This is a genomic window from Acinetobacter sp. ANC 3813, from assembly GCF_002135435.1.
GTDB lineage: Bacteria > Pseudomonadota > Gammaproteobacteria > Pseudomonadales > Moraxellaceae > Acinetobacter.
In genome coordinates this window covers 1-13,058 of record NZ_NEGK01000012.1, presented here as the reverse complement: position 1 = coordinate 13,058, position 13,058 = coordinate 1, and the positions used below count along the sequence as shown (strand labels likewise).

Genomic DNA, 13,058 nt, shown 5'->3' with positions numbered 1-13,058 from the left:
TATGGAAATATACAATCCGCATAACATGCCGATTTCACAATTTGCATCTGGGTTTAACCGCCATTTGGTCGGTATTTTGGGCGGTAAAAAAGTAATATCAGAGATTTTGAATTATCAGCCTGACGGGGCTAAATACTTTGAAATGAATACAGGGCGCTATGCAGTAAATGTCGGCCTAATGGACAGTCAGGGCTTTTGTATGGTCAGGTTTATCAGTAATGGAATTGTCCAGAATGAGCGGGTCTTATACCCAACAGTGGTGAAGCTGTCTGATCTGGATTATGGGATGAAAGCAGACAGCCATAAAAATTCCAGCTATGGGCGGGAGCGCCGTACACCGTACAGAAATTCAACTGGTTTACTTTGGAGCAAGCATTGATTCAAAAAAAACAGGAAAATTATGCGATAACGCATAATGCTTATAACCCTGTGCATAAGATTGAAGAAATTGTGCATAAGTTTTCTTATGCACTGACTTATCAGCACAAAGGACAAAAAAAGCAGCAGTCTGGTGTGATTGAAAGCACAGATGCCGCCGATGCAATACTGCGCCTGCTGGAACAATTCCCGCAGGCAAAAGGAACGGTAAAGAAGGCTATTAAATGATTAACAATATAATTTTAAACGAAATTTTAAATAATAAAGATGAAACGCTGCAGCTTCTTAAGCACTTGCCGAAGTGCGCGGGCTTCATTAATTTTAATGAAGGTGAGCCGATTTTTATCTGGCATGAGAAGCATATCGGCAGCATCGGGCAAAAGTCTCCAAAGTGCTATAACCCTGATACTGATGAATATGAATCAATGAATATTCTTTATCAGCACTGGGATGAATATGTTCTGACAAATGGCGTTTTTTCAGCAATGGATTTCAGAATGATGGCCGCAAAATGCTATCCATTGGAAATTCTGGGCATGGATAAGCTGCGCCAGCTGCTTGCAGAACGTCCTTTGCATGGCGATTTTTATAACGCTGTATCAGATCATTATTACCGTATAAACAGTGATTTAAGTCGTGTTGAGTGGTGGACTGGCCGCGCTGTAGGCGTGCGCATTTGGATAGATTCATACCATAGTATTGAAGAGGCAATACAGATTTTAATTAGTCTGGATGATGTACGTGAAATTGTAGAAAAGCAGGGTACGGACGCCGTATTTGAATGCTGATTCAAAAAACAATCTAAAAACCTTCCAAAGCCCTTTAAAAAAAGGGCTTTATTTTTTAATTATGCACTTGCGCATAATATTTAATTCAAATTATACTCTATCGCATAATACAGCCAAATAAGAACTGCCGAAATGAATAATATTTTATTGCTGTTTGTGTTCCTTCTGTACTTCGCCATTTGTTCGCTTAATTTTGCGGAAACGCATGATTTTGCTCATTTGCGCGGCGCGCTTTCAGTGGAATTGATTCTTTTTGTTATGGCAATTGATTTTGCAAACAAGGAAATGAAGCGGGGCGCCAATGAATTTTGATCTTAGAGCGCCGTGTGGGAATTGTCCTTTCCGCACTGACGTAAAAACTAATTATGACTGGCTTGGAAAAGGACGTGCAGAAGGAATTGCGCAGACCCTGAATGAAAATGTATTCCCGTGCCATAAAACGACGATACACGACGATGACGGCGAATATGACGCCTTTAATCCCAAGGAACAGGCATGTTACGGCGCAATAGTCGTACTTGAACATGAAGGCAAGCTGTTTCAGAACCAAATGATGAGAATTGCCGACCGCTTTGGCATGTATCAGCATCATCAAATCAATTTAAGTCTGCCTATTGTGCGCAGCCGTTCGCAATTTATTGCTGTGCATAGTGATGGTCATTATGCATCGGCAATGCTGACGATTTTTAGCATGGACAAAGCTGAAAAAATGGCTTTGGCAGCGACATATCAATTCTGACGGGGCTGAAATGGAACTGGATAAACAGCAGAAAATGAAAGAGCGTGGCCGCCGTATTGAAGTCATCCGCAAATCAAAGTATGTCAGCGCCACTGAGATTGCCGCGTATTTAGGGATTAGCCGCCGCAGCTATAAGCGAGTTGAAGACGGTGTGCGGGACATGCTGTGTCATGAGGTGCAGTCTATTTGCACATACCTTGGGATTCATCCACTGCGGGTTATGGCTGTGCAAGAGCCGAGCATTCCGCAGGACCGCATCCGAAAGATGGCGCAAGAGCTTGGATTTAGCGCAGCGGAAAGTCATAACCCGCGCATTTATGCATTGGTTCAGCGTGCTTTGAGCGCAAGCCACAATATTTAAGGGATAAGGCTATGAGCATGGGGAAAGGGTTAGAGGAATTGTTTGCCAAGATTCCGAAAATAAAACCGAAGTCTTTAGCAAAGTCTATACGCAGGATTTATAAAGCGCGCATTCGCTTGGCTAAATTTAGTCAGCGTGAGGGCTGCTTTGTCGTCTTGACGGACTATACCAAATGCTTAGCGCCAGCATGCGGGGCGGTATCTGGAATGACACGGCTGGGATGTCCTGTCTGCAGAGGGATGAATATTTCATGGGGTGTATGCATAAACACGGGGAAAATTGAAAAAGACCGTATGAAATGCGCCGTACAGGAACACGAATTTATTACTTACAAGGAATTAAAAAAGCGCCTGATCAGCGGACAGCGCTTTTTAGATGGCGGGCAAATTAAGCCTGTAGAAATCACACTGAAATCACACTTTAAAGACTGATAAGGAACCACACATGGAACACATGGAACAAGCAGCACCAATGGAAGCGCAAACAAAGACTTTAGAGCTTATAGACCGCCATTTAGGTGCTTTGATTAATGAGAACAGCTTACTGTTTCAGCAGTTTCTGGAACAGCATGAAGGTACGGCCAGAAACAAGCTGTTTGATGCTGTAGATCGTCTGCTGATTGATGGCGCTTTGAAGATAAACAAAGGACACCAGACCGATACAGCTGAAAAACTGGGTATGAACCGCGGCACTTTGAGAAAGCGCATTACTGATCTGGATCTAACAGGCTGGCGCTGGACGCGCGTTTAATCCAATTAAGAACAATTTAGGGAAGGGGAACAATATGTTATTTGAAATTATTAATCCAAGTGATAAATGCACATTGGTCGCAGATTCGCTGGAACTGGCCGCCGTGGCGGTATGTTTTCTGGGTTCAGGGAAATACGCTCTAAAGGGGTTGGACTGTGAACATGAGGTGCCAATGTTTTTTTTTGGCGGGCATGATGAATGGTTTTTAGAGCAGTTCAATCGAAATTTTGAAGAATGCAGCACGGCGGCTTTTGAAGAAAAAGCAGTCGAAATGATCAAAATTTTTGACGGGGTAATGATTGGCGGTGCGGATCAGCGCGAATTGTTTGAATTGAAGCAGAAAGATCTGAATGAAGCAGATAAAAAGGCATTCCGTGATCAATGGCTGAATGAACGCCGCACATCTATGAACAATATTTGCGCGCGTGCATGGGGAATTGCTGAAAATGTTGCGGCTAAACAAAAAGAAAAGGCAGGACAGGCATGACTGATATTCAAAATATGAAAATGGGTCCTGATGTTGTTGGGCTAACAAACGCCGTATGTAAAGGCCAAAGCTTTATTTTTGCGGAAAACTTCATGCAGCGCATGCCAATACTGCTGAATACCATGATTAACATGTATTGGCGCAAAGGAAATAAGCCTGATGTTTCGGAAGGTGGGCAAGAGACATTTCTAATTGTCTTTGAGAATCTGGATAGCGTCATAGAGCAAAAGCTGTTTGTGCGTGAAGCAACATATTTCAATGGCTATGAAATGAATATTGAAGACGCTTCTGAATATGCGGCTCAAGGATACGGCATTAAGCCCAGATCAGATGAGTGGGATGATGTGACGTACTTCTATACAGGCTGGGCCTTTGATACAAGCAGCGAATGCGAGTCTTTTTATACATTCATCAAAGATGAAGATGTAAAAGCATGGCGTGATCATCCTGCAGTTCCAAATTTAAACGAATTGGAAGGTTGAGCCATGATTAAAGATTATGAAGCGCATTTACTGGCTGTATACGGCGTTACAGAAATTCTTTGGAAGAACCAAGAGGCGACTATTTTTAGAAATTTGCCGAATTTCCCCAAAATCACTGCAGAGCAAATTACTGCAGGCTGGGTGCAGTGGCAAAAAGGCACTTGGCTGGATGCAAAAGTGATTCTGCCTGCCGAGGGTGAGGAAGTCTTAGTGCATCGTTCTGGACAGGTGTTTCAGGCGACCAAGGCACAGGCATATATGGGCGGCTTTAAAGAGCGAAATTGCTGGGGCTGGCAAGGTACTGGATATATTGATTTTTGGATGAAAAGAAATTTCCGTCTGCCGAGTGAGTTGTATTACACAAAACCGTCAGGGGAACCCAATGTCTGAAATTATCAGCAAAACCAGTGCAGACGTTTATCACGTAAGAGGCGGACAGTATGCGGACTGGATTACAGTGATCATAGAGCCTTGCAATAAGTACAGTGCTGGCGGTGGCCGAATTACTGTGAATATTGGTGATGATAATCAAGGCAGCCATTTTTTCCCGTGTGTAGGCCCTAAAACCTTTATTGAATTTATTGCGGGTGTGTCATCGGAATATCTGGAAGACAGGCTTTTTAAGTCTGAATGGACCCGTCCGCTGCAGACACTGGGTGAACTCATGGCGTGGCTAAAAACCCATAAAATGAGCGAATTGAAGGAACTTAGACGCAAAGGTTTAGTCAGTAAAGAGCGGCTGCGCAGTGTTTATGACTTCTTAAGCCGGCAAGAACATTTTGAAGGGGTCGGGGAGCTGTGGCGATACATGGACGGCGATGATTGCGCCGTGATGGAAGCCATCTGCGGTGATGAATGGTATTACGGGGAAACAATGTGTTTGCCCAATGAGCAAAGAAAAAAGCTTTTGGCTTGCGTTCAGCAAGTAATCAATGCGTTTAAGACTGAACAAAAAGTAAAAGAAAGCCTGATGGAGATCAGTTAATGGAATTTAAAAAAACGTATGCCGTCCGCTATAAAGATCTGCGGGCGTGTCTGCTGATGACTGCAAATAAAGACGTGCGCAAATACTTATGCGGTGTTTATGTGGGTCAGGGGATGGTAGCAGGATGTAATGGGAGGATGGCTTTAATTTGTGAAGAACCAGATTTAAAAGATTTGGAGCTGGTCATCCCGAAAAGTTCAATTATTTCACTGGCTAAAAAACTAGGCCAAAGAGATTCAATTGAGTATGTGCAGCTGCATCAAATAGATGAACAGTTTTGGCTTCTGCAGCATGAAAACAATTATGAATTGTTTGAACCGATAGAGGGGAAATATCCAAATATTAGAGGGGTAGATATTCCAAAACCCGAAAAATATACAGCTGAGGCATTCCCAGTCTTTAATTTGGACTACCTTTTGGCATTTCGCCAAGCGGCCGCAGTTTATCTGAGGGTTTTAACCCCAAAGCTATACCCGACCACAACAAACGGGTCTATGTATATCGAAATTAATGAACGTATTCACGGCATATTACTTCCAATGAGATCAGGCGAATGAGTGAATTAAATGAATTGTGGTGCGTAGGGATACGCCCAGAGGGTGATAGCCCGCATGAACAAGAGCCAGCTATCAGTAAAGAGATTGCAGAGCGCGGTTTAGAGCGTATCCGCAAGATGATAGAAGCCGAAGGCAATAGACTGTTAATTGAAAATTTTGACGATTATTGTCAGGTGCAAAAATGGGAGGGTACGGCGGAAGAGCATGCGGCCAATATGTACTATACAGAAGATTGGTTTAATGAACCTATATATCAGTGCAAAAACATGGAACAGGCTGAAATTGCCTTTCAATTTGGGGAAATTGTCCATTGCTTAAGATCTGATGGCGCTGAAATAGTGACTGCAGATTTTGAAGAGGCAAAGCAGTTTTATTTAGAGCCAGCCATTCATGACGTTCTGGCTGAGCGTAAGCGCCAAATAGAGAAGGAACATTATTCATCTGAGCATGACGATGATTATAAAGAGAATGAGCTGCCAAGAGCTGCAGTTAGCTATGCGGGGCATGTTATTGCACGGCAATGGACTTTTAAAGATTCAGCGCCTGAAACATATCAATCAGAGGAAGCGCCTGATCTTTGGCCGTGGGACCTTGATTTTTGGAAGCCAAAAACACCGCGTAAAGATTTAGTGCGTGCAGCGGCTTTATTGTTGGCTGAAATTGATCGTATGGACCGCAGTGCAGGAATAAAAAAATGAGCAAAATTAAAAAACTTAAGCCAATTCGTTTTAGCGATACGTTCAACAGTGCAGAAAAAAACCTAGCAGCTGGCGTGGTGAAAAAAAGCGCAAAAATTCGCGGGGATTATCAAGAGCATGGCCGCTCATATTATGCCGTTGAATGTGGTTTTTGCTTGGGTCATTTTGATGCTTACAAGTGGTCATTGCGTGGCGGTGGGAAGCGCTGTCCGCACTGTGGCGCATTAATGGGGTCATTATTTGATATGTATCAATGGGCGGCATTAGTGCCGAATCAAACAGAAAAAAACAGGGTTAAAAAATGAACATAGAACAAAATCAAGATTTAGCAAATGAGCCAAAATTCCGCGAATTGGTTCAGAAATTGGCACTGGAAAACGGCTTTAAGCTTAAGGCTCAAGAGGATGGCCGTGAGGACCTGAATGAATACGTTTACCAGTTTGCGGCCGCACTGATAGATAACCAGTGGATTGATGCGAGTGAACCGCCTGAACTCTATGAACAGGAGGACGGAAGTAATGATATTTCGCGTGAAATCATATTTAAAACACGTTATGAGGGCGGAATACATCACGGCTGGTATATGCGACGTGAAGTAGCAGAACCAAGCAATCCATGCGAATGCTGCGGGGAATGGGAATGCGAAAACGATAATGAGCGTGAACCTGAATACGAATATGTTTTCGTAGCCAATTACGGTGATGAGGTATTTGATGAAGACACAGTGGAATGCTATGCGTTTTTGCCTCATTTAAAAGGGGCTGAGGCATGAATTATATAGATCGTGATAAGGCGCGCGATACATTGGCTTTAATGAAGCGTGGTAATTCGACGCAAATTAATGGCATGCGTATTGAATTTGATGAAAACGGGAATTTTATTACTTGGAGTGGGCTGAAAAGTGGGATCTGTACCCCGTCAGTTAAGAAAGTAGTTGGTTATTTATTTGGGGATTTTGAGAATCAGAAAAAGGGAATAGGCATTGATCTATTGCCAAACGATACATTGCTTAAGATTGCTAAAGCATTTTATCGCCGCGCCCGTAAATGGGACAGTCAAATAGCGGATTCATTTAATCATGACGAATACCCAGCTGATGACGTTTTGCTGATGGAGATCATAAATTCACTATCATGGCTGGATTTTGACGGGTTTGCTGTGATTGATAAAAGTGCCGTATCTGTGCTGTATCAAGATGCAGAAGAACCTGAAAACTTTACCCATGATCCGAAAGAAGTGCCAGCTCTTGTGAGTGAGCATGAATTAGGGTGTGGAGGTATTGTTCAAATAGATTGCATTAGCACGACCAATATCAGCAAAAAGCGACTTTACTGCATCTATGAGATGAAAACAGACGGTTCAATGGAAGGCGCATTAAAAATGTGTGAGTCCCCAGAAGAGGCAGAAAAGATTCTGGCGGCCAACATGGAACAGATCAATGCGCATGAAGCAGATCAATGCGCAAGTTATGTGGAATATGAGGAAGAACAGAAAAACGCTTCAAATTATTTTCTCAATTTCCCGAATATACGCCGTGCAGCATTATTGCTGTGGACGGATAACGGCATGATTAATCGTGAAGAGCCGCTATCTGAAAAAGAGGTGTTGCTGTGGCGCTGGATGACTGGATTAGATCAGGAGTATTTGGCCCGTGTGAATACGGCTCTTAATTTCTCAGATGAAGATTTAGCCACGATTTGCAACGGGGAAGAGACAGAGGCGCAAGAGCTTCTAGCGAATGAAGAGGCAGAAGCTTTTTTGAATCTAGTATTTAATGAAGAATATGAGCCAAAATAAATTAACTCAGATAACTGAGGCTGATTTAGCGAGTGCAGATCATGACCGATGGGCGGCCGCCGTATGTAAATGCAAAAGCGGCTACCCAACGGCCTGTATTGAGGCACAGGCTTGCGTATTTGGCGGGTGTTTTGATGAACCTAAGTCTAAATCAAGGGAAGATCTGGAACGCGAAATAGAGCAATTGACGCAAAGACGTGATGAATTATCAGTGACGATAAATCAGTTCAGTTCATTGCTGGATAATCATGTCATGGAGTATCAGCGCATTTATGATCGGATGCTCAAACGGGGAAATCAAAACAGTGCGTTTATTTACAAGGCTGTTTTAAACGATACCAAGGAATTTAAACGGCTGATTGATGCGGTGTACAAGGCATGAAAAGTTTTAGCGGATAAGCGCTTTATGCTGGGCGAGAATGATTAAAGCATAGACAGATTGAGCAGATAGATATAATGTTCATTTAAACATGATGTTCATATGAACACGTTGTTCATTTTACGGCAGAATCAAAATGACTAAAGAAATACGATTCAAGAAAGAATTTGCGTACAAAATCCGAAATAAAAAAAAGACAGTAACGCGCAGGCCAATTAAAGGCGATTTGTTAGAAGCGTTATTGTTTTTCGTGGGGATAACCGAGATACATGCATTCATGACGGACCGTATTGTGGGGGTATGGCCGTGAATGAGAATAAAGAAAATTTTGCTATAGGCGAATTTGTCTGGCTGACTAAGGATATATTCGATGACGGTGGAGATTGCCATCCTGCGGGATATGTTGGCCGCCGTGGGGATTATATGCGAATTACAGGCTTACCAGATTACAATCCAAAAATGATTCATGTTGTTCACTTTGATTACAAGGGAGAGGGCGGAATTTGTGCCTATCCGCATGAGATATCTAAATCAACGCCATTGATTACCATATTGGAACGCCGTGAATATGTTAAGAAATACGGCCTTAAAAGAAGTGGATTAACTGAAAAGGATTTGCGGCAAATATGATTGAAAAAATACAGGTAAGCCAGATAGCAGGCAATATTCAAAAGATGAATACCGCTAAAGATTGTACATATTATGCGCATGAGATGAGAGAGGGTGATTTAAAAGAAATTATTTCGGTGCTTGCAGTGTCAGAAAATGGCCGTGTATATGAATCATATGCACTGACTGGATATATAAACTGGGTTTATTTAGGCCGTGCTGGCGGGAAACTGCTTCAAAAATTAAAAGATAGAAATGAACTTAAGCTGATCGACTTCAATAGCGAGGATGGATAGCCATGAATGAGTTCAGACGCAAGCAGCGCCGTGAAGAGGTGCGCTTTATTTATCAAGTCATAGCCGTGCTTTTAATTTTATTAATTTTGGTCCTTGGACAGCACTGAACCAAATAGCCTAAGCGGTAATCTTCCCTTCTTTTTCCCAAAGCCATAAAACGGCCGCATACGCGGCCTTTTTTATGTGTAATCAGGAAGTGAAATGCTAGAAATGCCCGAATTAAGCATAAATTATGCGTTATTTATGCGATAAATAAACTTTATTGCATAAAATGCATTATCATTTTATGCGTCATCGCATAATAAATGGAGTTCAGCTAATGCCAGCACGGGAAAGAGGCTCTTACAGAATGACTGAAACTGATTTGAAGCGGCCGCGTGCTAAATCAGGTCCAAGCAGTATGAGCAGTGCAGAATACCGGTCCATAGAGTCTAAAAATAAGTCGGAATCACGCATACAGTGTTCACTTATGCGGACGCTGGGGGAAATTCCGTACAAAAAAGGGTTTATTGCTGATTACACCTATTCAATTCCAAACGGCGGTAGCAGAAGCGAAAAGACGGCTGGGATTATGAAAGCGGAAGGCGTAAAAAAAGGTATGCCAGATTTTAATCTATTTATTGCACGCGCGCCGTATCACAGCCTTTTCGTTGAAATGAAAACAGAGAAAGGGCGTTTAAGTGAATCGCAGGAGGCGGTTATTTCGCTGCTGCGCCAAGAGGGCCATAAGGTTGTTGTTTGCCGAAGTGAACAGCATGCAGTTACAGAAATTTTTAAATATTTGGGAATAGGGCTATGAGCGAATCAGAAAAAAATGCTTTAACGATGAGCATAGAAGCGGAAACAGGGCAAAAATTTGATAATCAGTATAAGTTCGGAACGGATGCCAAGGAATTTGACCGCCGCCTGTATGCTTGTGTTGGTCATAATCTGCAGTTGGCGCGTGAAATTTCAGGATTAAGCCGGTCTGATGCTATGTATCAAATCTGGGGATATAAAAATAAAAATATGTCGCCTAACCGCATTTCGGAAATGGAAAGCGGGACGAATAAAATTGAGCTTCGATCAGTGTATAAGGCGTGTGTCGTTTACGGGTGCAGTCCAGAGTTTATTTTTGGGTTCACTGATGAGTTTGAGATGGGGAATATTGAGGCCAAGATGGCGGGGCTTGTATTCCGTTCTGTGCGTGAAAGCGTGATGGATGCAACGAGTACAATTTGTGAGGGCATGGCTCAATCGCTGAGGCATTTACCGCCGTATCAGGGCGAATTGCTTCGACAGTCAGCCAAGGGCTGTGTAGATCTGGCGCTAAAATATGCGCATGACATGGTTTTCCGCGCACAGTACGGCGATCTGCTGGACGCTATATATGACTTACAGACCAAAACCCAGCAATTTGACCGCTATTTTGCGCGCCAGATGCGTCAAATTGAACTGAATATGGCTTCGATGCTTGATAAGGATCAGGATACAAGCGCCACAAAAAAAATGACGATGACAGTCGTTAAAGACGAAACAGTATCAGTATAAATTGGGATAGGCTTAAACATGCCAAAAAAGCATGAAGTTTCAATAAATGTGAGCAAGCGCCATGACTTTGACGTGTGGCGCGAAATTCGTTCGCTTTATGAATCAAAAGCAAGCCCGTCGTATGAGCGAATTAAAGAATTACTGACCATAGAATATGATCTTGAGGGGCAGCCATTTCCTTCAAAAAGCACGGTTTTGCGCAGAAGAAAAAAAGAGGGATGGATTAAGTTAAAAGATGATGGAAGCGTAAAAGATACTAAAATTCATTATGATACAGACTTTTGGCTGTGTGTTAGAAATGTCTATGAAAGCAATCCAAAGATAGCGTATAAGCGCTTAAAAGAGACTGTCCAGAATGAACTGCAGTGCGTAGACTTTCCATCTGTTCAATCCATAGCCGCCAAAGCGAAAGCGGAAGACTGGAAGAGCGTAGAACACCTTCTGACGAAAAGTGACGCAGCTTTAAAAAAGATCAAAAAAAATGTCACTAATGCAATAAGAGTCACTCAAAGATTGGCGGATGATGAAGAAGAAAATTATCTTGAAATTCAATATAATGACCAACGTTATGTAGAGTGTTCTGCGGATGACTATTACGCCATGATTGATGCGATGAAAACCGAAAAATCGCAGATTGAAAAACTCATGGTTAGCGGCAATACAGCCATTGCTGACATGGCCGAAGTGATCTTAAAATCCCGCAGGACCATGCAGTCAGTAAATGGATACGGCGGCGTGCTGCTGGATAATTACATGCTGAATACTCAGCTGCTGACTTCTGATAAATTTATGAGGCATTGCCCGTCCCTAGTAATCAGGGATTTGGAAAAGCAGGGGACTGCCATATCACGGGCTATTTCAGTATTCAGTGACTTGTCTTTTGCGCTGCGGGAGTCGATTAAATTCGAGCTATCGCTGCGCGGGGTCGGCATTGATGATCTGCGGGATGTGGATACGACGAAACTGGTTGATGACCTTGAGGATGAAGAGGCATTTGAGGCACAGCGCGAGAGATTGCGCCAGCGCAGGGAGGAGCTTATCCAGAAGCGTCGTCATATTGAATCAGGCGGACTGCAGGCGGAATGTGATAGCGAAGTGCAGCGACGTATGGCCGAAGCAAATCTGGAAAGTGAAGAAGTTGAGTTTGATGAGATGGAGTAAGATGTACTTATTCCGCAGCTGGCAAGCATGCGGAATACGCTTAAGGAGTTAAACGGCCTTTAAGCCTATACAATGCAAATGCATTACCCAGTCCGAAAAGGCTGGGTTTTTTTTATGGGAATTTCAGCGGGGCGGGCTTTTTCATTCAGCGGATAATATGCAAAACAGCTTTGACTGAGGCGCTGACATGGCGATTAGAGCAGATTCACGGGGTTTTCTACTTGGAGAACGCCGTATTGCGGAAATGACGGACGGGATTGTCAAGACTGAGGACAATACCAAGCAGATTCTGAAAATCATCACTGAATCTATGAAAAATTCCGCGCAGACGATGGAGCAGGCTTTCACGTCCAGCTTTGAGAAAAAGAGCCGAGGCGGCAAGTCTGTCAATGCTGGCTCATCTGGCATGGTGAATACGGCGCAGCGGGTGCGCAAATCCGTGGATGCGGCCGCACAGGCGATTCAGACTGCAGAGCGCGCGTCGGATCTGGCTGAACAGGCAATAGACACGGCGCTGGATGTTGTGAATAAGACGGCCCCGCGTCTTAAGAAGAAATCTAAAGATGCGGCGGATGGAGTTGCTGCAAATAGTTCAGGAGCGCCCCGTGGCACGCCTCAGCGTGGCGCAGATGGCCGTTTTCTGCCAAAGGGCGGCAGGGATGATAGCGGTGCTGGCAGTTCGTCCTTTTTCGGCAGAATGGAGAAATACTGGAAGGCATTTCGCGGTGTGGATGGGATGCATGGCGATGTTGGCGGGGTTGACCCGACAGTGGACGCCGTAAAAGAGCTGACAAGTGTTGTTTCGCCAGTCGGGAAGGTTTTCTGGGGGATGAGCGCCAAGGCTATCGGATTGATACGCGGCCGTATCAGGAAGAGCAAGCAGGATGAAATATTGCCTCAGAAACAGGAGGAGGCGAATAAGAATGAAGCGCGCAGCAATAAAGAACGCAATCGCTTGTTATTGCGCCTGATTGACGCCGTGCGCGGTTCATCTGGCGGCGGTGATGGCGGTGGGCTGGCGGGGTCTTTTGGGGGGGGGGAAAGGGGGGGAAGGGGGGAAG

General features: G+C 43.8%; 22 protein-coding genes and 2 pseudogenes. All 24 read left to right on the top strand.

Annotated elements, in window-relative coordinates; translation table 11 throughout:
* Position 1 precedes the first annotated feature (1 nt).
* Positions 2-379: a hypothetical protein gene (locus B9T34_RS16045; RefSeq protein WP_139841281.1), complete on the top strand. Its 378-nt coding sequence runs from the start codon at positions 2-4 to the stop codon at positions 377-379.
* Positions 376-606 (top strand): hypothetical protein, encoded by a 231-nt coding sequence (locus tag B9T34_RS16040; RefSeq protein ID WP_086214143.1) that lies wholly within the window; start codon positions 376-378, stop codon positions 604-606. Before B9T34_RS16045 ends, B9T34_RS16040 begins: the two co-directional genes overlap by 4 nt.
* Positions 603-1,166 carry a hypothetical protein gene (locus tag B9T34_RS16035; RefSeq protein ID WP_086214142.1) on the top strand — a complete coding sequence of 188 codons (564 nt, stop codon included), beginning with the start codon at positions 603-605 and terminating at the stop codon, positions 1,164-1,166. Before B9T34_RS16040 ends, B9T34_RS16035 begins: the two co-directional genes overlap by 4 nt.
* Positions 1,167-1,298: 132 nt before the next feature.
* Positions 1,299-1,478 (top strand): hypothetical protein, encoded by a 180-nt coding sequence (locus B9T34_RS16030; protein ID WP_086214141.1) that lies wholly within the window; start codon positions 1,299-1,301, stop codon positions 1,476-1,478.
* Positions 1,468-1,905, top strand: coding sequence for a hypothetical protein (locus tag B9T34_RS16025; RefSeq protein ID WP_086214140.1), 438 nt, complete (start codon positions 1,468-1,470; stop codon positions 1,903-1,905). The genes B9T34_RS16030 and B9T34_RS16025 overlap by 11 nt, the downstream gene beginning before the upstream one ends.
* 10 nt (positions 1,906-1,915) lie before the next feature.
* Entirely contained in the window at positions 1,916-2,266 is a 351-nt protein-coding gene (locus B9T34_RS16020; protein ID WP_086214139.1) for a helix-turn-helix domain-containing protein, read from the top strand.
* An 11-nt stretch (positions 2,267-2,277) separates the two neighbouring features.
* Complete coding sequence (locus tag B9T34_RS16015) at positions 2,278-2,697, top strand: hypothetical protein (RefSeq protein ID WP_086214138.1); 420 nt, start codon at positions 2,278-2,280, stop codon at positions 2,695-2,697.
* Between the two features lie 13 nt (positions 2,698-2,710).
* Positions 2,711-3,016, top strand: a complete 306-nt coding sequence (locus tag B9T34_RS16010) for a helix-turn-helix domain-containing protein (protein WP_086214137.1) — start codon at positions 2,711-2,713, stop codon at positions 3,014-3,016.
* Between the two features lie 34 nt (positions 3,017-3,050).
* Positions 3,051-3,503, top strand: coding sequence for a hypothetical protein (locus B9T34_RS16005; RefSeq protein WP_086214136.1), 453 nt, complete (start codon positions 3,051-3,053; stop codon positions 3,501-3,503).
* Complete coding sequence (locus tag B9T34_RS16000) at positions 3,500-3,985, top strand: hypothetical protein (protein ID WP_086214135.1); 486 nt, start codon at positions 3,500-3,502, stop codon at positions 3,983-3,985. The genes B9T34_RS16005 and B9T34_RS16000 overlap by 4 nt, the downstream gene beginning before the upstream one ends.
* Positions 3,986-3,988: 3 nt before the next feature.
* Entirely contained in the window at positions 3,989-4,375 is a 387-nt protein-coding gene (locus B9T34_RS15995) for a hypothetical protein (RefSeq protein ID WP_086214134.1), read from the top strand.
* The gene (locus B9T34_RS15990; protein WP_086214133.1) at positions 4,368-4,970 is read left to right on the top strand and encodes a hypothetical protein; all 603 of its coding nucleotides are present in this window, start codon (positions 4,368-4,370) and stop codon (positions 4,968-4,970) included. The genes B9T34_RS15995 and B9T34_RS15990 overlap by 8 nt, the downstream gene beginning before the upstream one ends.
* Complete coding sequence (locus tag B9T34_RS15985) at positions 4,970-5,527, top strand: hypothetical protein (protein ID WP_086214132.1); 558 nt, start codon at positions 4,970-4,972, stop codon at positions 5,525-5,527. The genes B9T34_RS15990 and B9T34_RS15985 overlap by 1 nt, the downstream gene beginning before the upstream one ends.
* Positions 5,524-5,901 (top strand): annotated as a pseudogene (locus B9T34_RS15980) (hypothetical protein); the annotation flags it as partial. The gene B9T34_RS15985 and the pseudogene B9T34_RS15980, both read left to right, overlap by 4 nt.
* A 320-nt stretch (positions 5,902-6,221) precedes the next feature.
* Positions 6,222-6,530, top strand: a complete 309-nt coding sequence (locus B9T34_RS15975; RefSeq protein ID WP_086214131.1) for a hypothetical protein — start codon at positions 6,222-6,224, stop codon at positions 6,528-6,530.
* The gene (locus tag B9T34_RS15970) at positions 6,527-6,997 is read left to right on the top strand and encodes a hypothetical protein (RefSeq protein ID WP_086214130.1); all 471 of its coding nucleotides are present in this window, start codon (positions 6,527-6,529) and stop codon (positions 6,995-6,997) included. The genes B9T34_RS15975 and B9T34_RS15970 overlap by 4 nt, the downstream gene beginning before the upstream one ends.
* The gene (locus tag B9T34_RS15965; RefSeq protein ID WP_086214129.1) at positions 6,994-8,022 is read left to right on the top strand and encodes a hypothetical protein; all 1,029 of its coding nucleotides are present in this window, start codon (positions 6,994-6,996) and stop codon (positions 8,020-8,022) included. Before B9T34_RS15970 ends, B9T34_RS15965 begins: the two co-directional genes overlap by 4 nt.
* Positions 8,009-8,404, top strand: a complete 396-nt coding sequence (locus B9T34_RS15960) for a hypothetical protein (protein ID WP_139841280.1) — start codon at positions 8,009-8,011, stop codon at positions 8,402-8,404. Before B9T34_RS15965 ends, B9T34_RS15960 begins: the two co-directional genes overlap by 14 nt.
* A 303-nt stretch (positions 8,405-8,707) precedes the next feature.
* The gene (locus tag B9T34_RS15955) at positions 8,708-9,031 is read left to right on the top strand and encodes a hypothetical protein (RefSeq protein WP_139841279.1); all 324 of its coding nucleotides are present in this window, start codon (positions 8,708-8,710) and stop codon (positions 9,029-9,031) included.
* On the top strand, positions 9,028-9,306 hold the full coding sequence (locus tag B9T34_RS15950; protein WP_086214126.1) for a hypothetical protein: 279 nt from the start codon (positions 9,028-9,030) through the stop codon (positions 9,304-9,306). Before B9T34_RS15955 ends, B9T34_RS15950 begins: the two co-directional genes overlap by 4 nt.
* A gap of 349 nt (positions 9,307-9,655) precedes the next feature.
* Positions 9,656-10,105, top strand: a complete 450-nt coding sequence (locus tag B9T34_RS15945) for a VRR-NUC domain-containing protein (RefSeq protein WP_171265228.1) — start codon at positions 9,656-9,658, stop codon at positions 10,103-10,105.
* Positions 10,102-10,836 (top strand): helix-turn-helix domain-containing protein, encoded by a 735-nt coding sequence (locus B9T34_RS15940; RefSeq protein WP_086214124.1) that lies wholly within the window; start codon positions 10,102-10,104, stop codon positions 10,834-10,836. The genes B9T34_RS15945 and B9T34_RS15940 overlap by 4 nt, the downstream gene beginning before the upstream one ends.
* An 18-nt stretch (positions 10,837-10,854) precedes the next feature.
* Positions 10,855-11,997: a hypothetical protein gene (locus tag B9T34_RS15935; RefSeq protein ID WP_086214123.1), complete on the top strand. Its 1,143-nt coding sequence runs from the start codon at positions 10,855-10,857 to the stop codon at positions 11,995-11,997.
* 187 nt (positions 11,998-12,184) lie between these two features.
* Positions 12,185-13,058, top strand: a pseudogene (locus B9T34_RS15930) (hypothetical protein); the annotation flags it as partial.